This is a genomic window from Sporosalibacterium faouarense, assembly GCF_016765695.1.
Taxonomy (GTDB): domain Bacteria; phylum Bacillota; class Clostridia; order Tissierellales; family VENL01; genus Sporosalibacterium; species Sporosalibacterium faouarense.
Genome location: NZ_JAETGO010000038.1, coordinates 1 through 6,195, shown reverse-complemented (window position 1 = coordinate 6,195; position 6,195 = coordinate 1). Strand labels below are relative to the sequence as shown.

General features: G+C 29.8%; 7 protein-coding genes. 1 reads left to right on the top strand and 6 read right to left on the bottom strand.

The annotated features are described in order from the left end of the window. Window positions 1–126 precede the first annotated feature (126 nt). From JMO20_RS07605 to JMO20_RS07595, 3 genes are all read right to left on the bottom strand, one after another. On the bottom strand, window positions 127–543 hold the full coding sequence (locus JMO20_RS07605) for a bacteriohemerythrin (RefSeq protein WP_202708949.1): 417 nt from the start codon (window positions 541–543) through the stop codon (window positions 127–129). 101 nt (window positions 544–644) lie between these two features. After that, window positions 645–2,246, bottom strand: a complete 1,602-nt coding sequence (locus JMO20_RS07600; protein ID WP_202708948.1) for a putative ABC exporter domain-containing protein — start codon at window positions 2,244–2,246, stop codon at window positions 645–647. Next, complete coding sequence (locus JMO20_RS07595) at window positions 2,239–2,955, bottom strand: ABC transporter ATP-binding protein (RefSeq protein WP_202708947.1); 717 nt, start codon at window positions 2,953–2,955, stop codon at window positions 2,239–2,241. Before JMO20_RS07595 ends, JMO20_RS07600 begins: the two co-directional genes overlap by 8 nt. 258 nt (window positions 2,956–3,213) lie before the next feature. On the opposite strand from JMO20_RS07595, the gene JMO20_RS07590 reads away from it, so the two are divergent. Continuing rightward, window positions 3,214–4,083: a YihY/virulence factor BrkB family protein gene (locus JMO20_RS07590; RefSeq protein ID WP_202708946.1), complete on the top strand. Its 870-nt coding sequence runs from the start codon at window positions 3,214–3,216 to the stop codon at window positions 4,081–4,083. A gap of 17 nt (window positions 4,084–4,100) precedes the next feature. Here JMO20_RS07590 and JMO20_RS07585 read toward each other — a convergent pair whose 3' ends face one another. The 3 genes from JMO20_RS07585 to JMO20_RS07575 form a co-directional block, all read right to left on the bottom strand. After that, a complete protein-coding gene (locus tag JMO20_RS07585; protein WP_202708945.1) occupies window positions 4,101–4,514 on the bottom strand; it encodes a VanZ family protein in 414 nt (137 codons plus the stop codon). A gap of 146 nt (window positions 4,515–4,660) precedes the next feature. Continuing rightward, window positions 4,661–4,885, bottom strand: a complete 225-nt coding sequence (locus JMO20_RS07580) for a helix-turn-helix domain-containing protein (protein WP_202708944.1) — start codon at window positions 4,883–4,885, stop codon at window positions 4,661–4,663. 199 nt (window positions 4,886–5,084) lie between these two features. Next, entirely contained in the window at window positions 5,085–6,122 is a 1,038-nt protein-coding gene (locus JMO20_RS07575) for a PTS sugar transporter subunit IIC (RefSeq protein ID WP_202708943.1), read from the bottom strand. Between the last annotated feature and the right edge of the window lie 73 nt (window positions 6,123–6,195).

The following is a 6,195-nucleotide window of genomic DNA, read 5'->3' as shown; positions in this document are numbered from 1 at the left end:
TTATAAAAGGCACAACTCTAGGAAACAGGAAAAGTTCTAGCACTTGATTCTAGAAGCTCCCACCTCTGCGTGAGCAAGTGGTGAGTAGTTCACGAAAAAAACAATGGCAAAAATTCAGCCATTGTCCTAGTTGATTCCTTTTTTATCAAAAAATTCTTTATATTTAAAGTCTGTTCCTAATATATGCTTTTCTATCCAGTCAGCAATAAACATAACCATCTTAAGTGATATTGCCTTTTGATCTTCATCAAAATCCTTGTGTTCTAACTCAATAACCTTATTAACAAACCTATCATGCTGTTTCCTATGTTCATCTAGCTCAGAATAGTTATATTTCCCCATTAGTTCTTCTTCATAATTAAAATGGTGAATTGCATAGTCCTTTAGTTTTTGTAATATACTATTTATTTCATCATAATGATCAAGTCCATCATCTAATGTCACTATAGTGTACAATTCATCTCCAATCTCAAACAGTTTTTTATGCTGATTATCTATTGCTTCGATATTGCAGCTATAGCTTTCCTTCCATCTGATAGCCATACTCTATCCCTCCTTCACATTATGTTAATCATCTATGTAAAATTATATCATAATATGTCTTTTAAAAGAATTTAATATTAAAACAAATTCCTTATTAAAAACTATCGCCATTCCATATTTGAAAAAATTAAATTTGAAAGTAGTAATAATATAGTAATTTCTATAATATTCACAACAGAAACTCCAACAAAAAAAGCAAAACCACTATGGAATAATAACACACTTATAGCACCTACAATTCCACCTGGCAAAATAATAAATAAAAATTGAATCATCAAAAAGAAAAGTGTTAATACCTTTTGGTCCAATTTGCTTGGAAATAGGACTCGAACAATAAAATTAGAGCTAAGATTTAAGATATAAAAGCTGACTATGAAAATGCTAAACATAATAATAGTAAATATTGATCCCTTAACCAATATACCTAAAGCAATATTAAATACAATGGCATTAATTAGCATTCTTATTACATCTATTGCATGAACGGCAAAAATCTTCTTAAAGGTAGTTCCAGGAATTAAATATATATACGGCTTAGACAACTCGTGATTCGCAACAGTTGTCGCTGAGAATATAAATATCATATAAGCCAAGAAACCATTAGCTATATACATTATAAATGACCCTGCTCCATTTTTTGAAGCTATTATACCAATCACTATAGCTATAACTAGTAATATAACAGTAAACATACTAAAATACACATTTAAATCAGTTCTTTGATACTGAATTTTTGATTTCCAAAATAGAGCCATTGGGCCCTTTCTTTTTCCTCTTACTTTTATATCTTTATCTTTTCTCACAAAGAACCTAGGCGTTTTTGTATTTCCTATTTTCTTATTTCTTTTTCTCATGGTTCTAGTCTGTGTAATTCCTATGACATCTTCATAATAATCATCAGCTGTATAATATGCTAAGAATACACATAATACAATAAGTAAAATTTCTAGAGCCATGGCTATTATTGTATATGTATTAAAGCCAGCAATAGGTACCATAAAAATGATTTTGCTCCAACCTATGAGGGGTAAAAAATTAATTATAGGAGAGTTTAATCCCTTAAGTACTCCATCAATAATGTTTCCATAGTAAAGCATATTTCCTAAAATAAATATAATAAAAGCGCCTATAAATCCGTATATTATATTTTGGATAACAGATTGTATTCTATATTTAGTGCCAATTGAAAAAATCAAAAATCTCAGTGGCTCTATTACTATCACTCCACCTATAAATCCGAGATACATAAATGGAATATAGTTTATATCAATTTTAACAAAATTAGTTATACTTGGAATAATGGCTGCCGTAACAAATCCATAAACCATTAGATAGAACAAAGAATATTTAATCATATTATAGAGTAATATTTTTTTCGGTGATATTGGCGATGGAAATAGAAAATGAACATCTCCCATACTAAAAAAGGTTGATGATTCTTTTATTCCTTTATACAAACTAAATATTAAAAGTCCTGTAATTAAAGTAATGAATAAAGCTCCTAATATTTGTGGTCCTAAACTAAAGTTAAAATCGACTTCCTTCTGCCTATTAATTGCATTTATTCCGTTAAAAGCTATCATTAGAAACCACAGCAAATAGATTATGTAAATAATTAGTCTCTTAGGATTCCTCTTTAATTCTAGAACATAATTTTTTAATGTCCATATATCTTTTTTAAAAAGAGTACTATAATTATTCATCTTTTGTCACCTCTAAAAAGACCTCTTCTAAGGAAGCATGTTCATTATTTCCTAGCTGCTTCTTCAATGAATTGATATCTCCATCGGCTATTATTTTACCATTTTTCATAACTAGTATTCTATCGCATACATTTTCAATACTATCTAGAAGGTGAGTACTTACAAAGACTGTTTTCCCTTGCTCCTTGAGTTCTTTAAATATAATTTTAGTTTCCCTAATAGCCTTTGGATCCAGTCCTATCATAGGTTCATCAAACAAATATAAATCTGGTTCCGGAAGTAATCCACAACAAATAGATACTTTCTGTTTCATTCCCTTCGATAACTCTTTGCCAAATTTATCTTGTTTATCATATAAATCATATCTCTTAAATAGCTTCTCAGCTTTCTTTTCCCAATCATCCACTTCATATGCATTTGCGATAAATTCTAAATGTTCTTTTACAGTTAACATGTCATATAATTCAGGTACCTCTGGAATGTACGTAAATTTCTTTTTAGCATCTATTGATTTACTTGGCAATCCACCTATTGTAATCTCTCCTGCAGTTTTCTTTAACAAACCTGCAATTGTTTTAATAGTAGTACTTTTACCTGCTCCATTAGGTCCAAGTAGTCCTACTATACTTCCCGATTTCATGGTAAAGCTAATATTACTAACTGCTTCAATATTCTTAAATTTTTTAGTAAATGACTTAACTTCTAGCATATTTTACCTCCTTAAGTATATACACTAATATTAGTAGCATTTAAACACTTGATTATATACATATATAAAAATCAACTACATAGACTTAAAATGTCTAAATTATGTAGTAATAATTTTCCATAAACAACTATTATTATATCTCTATATGTGATAGATTTCAATTCAATTTATCTTTACATATTAATAGTACTTTACTGATGTACATATGAATTTTTAGTTATGTTATAATTATATATGGAGCAATAAGGAGGAATTGAATTGAAGTTTATAAACATATTAAGTCTCATTAAAGATATTTTCTCAAGAATAAAAAAAGATGAAGTTACTGCGGTCGGAGCTGAGATTACTTATTATCTAATATTATCATTTTTCCCATTTTTAATATTTCTAATTACCATAGCAAGTTATTCTCCAGTAACTCAAGATGAAGTATTAATAAACTTATCCAATGTTCTTCCTTATGAAAGTTATAAAATGGTTATTGGCATTATCAATGAAGTATTAAAGAGCAGAAGCACTTCGTTATTGTCCATAGGTATGATTGCGACATTATGGACTTCCTCTCAAGGTGCAAAGTCTATAATAAAGGGAATAAACAAAGCGTATAATGAGAGAGAAGATAGATCTTATTTTAAGCTCAAAGGGATGGGAATGCTTTTCACAATTGCATTAGCTATAGCCATATTGTTTGCATTCATTGCCATAGTATTTGGAAAGCTCCTAACAGAAGAATTATTTGGTTTCCTAGGAATACCAGTTATGTATCAAATCCTATGGAGTGTTTTAAGATACGCACTTCCTTTAGGAGGACTTTTTATTGTGTTTGCTTCTATATATAGATTTGCACCCAACTTCAAGCTATCTTATAAAGAGGTATATGCTGGTGCAATATTTTCTACTTTTGGATGGATCTTTATATCTATGGCATTTTCATATTATGTTAATAATTTCAATAGCTTTTCAAGAACCTATGGGAGTATTGGGGGTATAATAATTTTATTAATTTGGTTATACCTTAGTAGTATTATTATACTGATAGGAGGAGAAATAAACGCATCTATCTATTTCTCAAATAAAAATACTAACTCTAATATCAATATAGAAAAAAAGGATACTTCTTATTATTAAGCTTGCACCTTTTTTCATTATTTATTACTGTCTATGTTTTTACGCTTATAATAGGCTTTTTTCCCAAATACGATACATAGACGTACAAAAGCATATGCTCCAAATAAAGTAACAAACCCTAATATACCTGCTACAATATCGTTAAACTCCATATTACCTCTTCCTGTAATTTTCTGCTGTATTTCTACACTTAAAGCAAAAATAGCTAAAAAAGTAAATGTATATATGAAAGAAATGGCAGTAATCGACCACTTTGATATCCACTTAAAAGTTATATCGACTATTAAAAACATAATCATACCAATAATTCCAAAGATTATAAAATGTAATGATTTATCTGATACTTGAACACCTATGATACTGAGTATCAATTGAATCATATCATGACCTAAATTGACCAACTCAGCCATCATTTTTATTACTTTCCCCATAATCTCACCTCTTCTTTAGATAAAATCATATCATGATGTATTAAATATTTCGAGTTATTTATAAGTTTTCCCTTCAAAAAGAAAAATTAAGCCAAAGTATTACTTTAGCTTAATTATAAAATTCATTGATTTACATATTTTTATATCTAGTTAATCTTTAAAATTAGATCATCTAATTTACAGCATAATATTCGTGCAAGGACCTCGATCTTCTGAAAGCTTGGATTCCTCTTATCTCCCCTTTCTATTTCTTCTAAATAAGATTTGGAAATAGAAGTTGTATAATTTCCCCTCCTTGTAAGATTTTCAATATCCTTAGAAGTATAACCTAATCCTACTCTAAGTTCCCTGATTTTCTTACCATTTAGCATGCAGAAGCCCCCTTAGATATTTTATTATTCACTTGCTTACTTATATTATACTACTTTTTTTCTTGATTTTAAAAATATAAGTAAGATTTAACATGAATTTAGCTTTTTTATATACTATTCTCCAAGCACACTATTCATTACTTTTAAAAAGCATTTTTTACATTTCTGTAATATTTATGTTTTTTGATTTTATCATTATCTATGCTACCTCAGTAATTACCTCTTCTGTTGATTTTCTCTTATTTTTAGTAACTATAATTAACTTTGATATAGTTGATCCAACAATTCCTGCTAAGATCCCTCCTAGAACAGCAAATACAATTGCTAAAACTACATTTTTAGGACTATTGAACCCAAAAGGAGCAATTAATCCAGGTATAGGCGAGGCAGTCCCAGGAGCATTATTAATTATTTTGAAGTAAGCAGCTGCAATTCCGGCTAATCCTCCACCAATAAAATTTGAACTATAGATTGGTAACGCATTTGTTGTTACCACATCAGCTTGAGTCAAAGGCTCTAGCATAACACTTAAAACATTACTTGAATCTCCTAGCTTTAATCGTTTAAACACTAAACCATTTGTAAAGGAGCCTCCAACGCAGGCAATTGAAGCTATTCCCATGGCAAGTCCTTGTAAATCCAACATGGCTGTTAATGCCATGGAACTTAGTGGAGAGGTACAGATAACTTTAGTAATTCCACCTAATAGAAAACCCATAATATAAGGTGATTGTACTGCTGCTACAGTAATCATATCTCCAATATTCTGTAATGTTGTATCTACAACTGGTGCTGATACTAACCCAATCACTCTAGCCAAAGGTGCAATTAATAAGGCTCCTAATATCACATCTACGCCTTTTGGTAACTTCTTCTCCAATATTGGTGCTATAAGCCCTATAACATATCCTGCTATAAATCCAGGTAATATCCCATATCCAGCCATTGCTGCTCCTGCTGTTACTGCATATATAGGATTAACTCCCATATATATTGGCACTATGATGGCTGCAATAACTCCTCCCAAGCTACCTGATGCACTACCCACATCTCCTAAAAATTGAATTTTTAAAAAGTCTCCATTAATATATTTGTGAATAGCTTCTACTAAGAAAGTAGCAATTGCTGCTCCTGCTAAACCAGACATAGCCTTTTGTCCCTTTGGTGCCTTTAAACTAAACCCTGAAAATACTATTAACGTTAATACTAATAAACCCATACCTTTTATAATTGCCATTTATAATCCCTCCTAATTTAAATCTGTTTAGTTTTTACTTTTAAGATAAATTATTATTGCATAAAAATAGACA